The sequence below is a fragment of the Mesorhizobium sp. M7A.F.Ca.CA.004.04.2.1 genome, assembly GCF_004022825.1.
GTDB lineage: Bacteria > Pseudomonadota > Alphaproteobacteria > Rhizobiales > Rhizobiaceae > Mesorhizobium.
In genome coordinates this window covers 1-583 of sequence record NZ_RZPH01001695.1, presented here as the reverse complement: position 1 = coordinate 583, position 583 = coordinate 1, and the positions used below count along the sequence as shown (strand labels likewise).

The window sequence follows — 583 nt, the reverse complement described above, 5'->3', positions numbered from 1 at the left end:
CGCCAATGCCGATGTCACGGCCGGTATCACGATCGTGCTGCGAGCGCTTGAAGCGCCGATCCGCCAGATCGCCGAGAATTCCGGCGTCGAGGGCTCCATCGTCGTCGGCAAGCTCACCGACAGCAAGGACCACAATCAGGGTTTTGACGCCCAGAACGAGGTCTATGTCGACATGATCAAGGCAGGCATCGTGGATCCGGCGAAAGTGGTGCGCACCGCACTGCAGGATGCCGGCTCGATCGCAGCCCTCCTGATCACCGCCGAAGCGATGATCACCGACATCCCGGCCAAGGATGCCGCGCCTGCGGGTGGCGGCGGTGGCGGCATGGGCGGCTACTAAAACCCAGGACTTGTTCGACCTGTTTGAGATGTGAATGGCGGCCCCCGATCGGGGCCGTCATGATTCTCAAGATGATCCATCGCAAAGTTTACGCATAGCTGCCTTGCCGACCGGCTCAGCGCCGGGAGGCAATCCTGATCTTGCGGCTTTCGGAGAGGACGCAATCCACGCTAGACTGTCCAGGCGGCCGTCTGGTTGCGGAGCTCGCCGGACTTTGGCAAGCGATCGGACGAACCGCCACCC

1 protein-coding gene is annotated in these 583 nt (G+C 62.6%); it reads left to right on the top strand.

What is annotated here, in order from left to right; all coding sequences use genetic code 11:
* On the top strand, positions 1–340 hold a 340-nt coding region (locus EN893_RS37040; protein ID WP_281062550.1), incomplete at its 5' end, for a TCP-1/cpn60 chaperonin family protein.
* Positions 341–583: the final 243 nt, after the last annotated feature.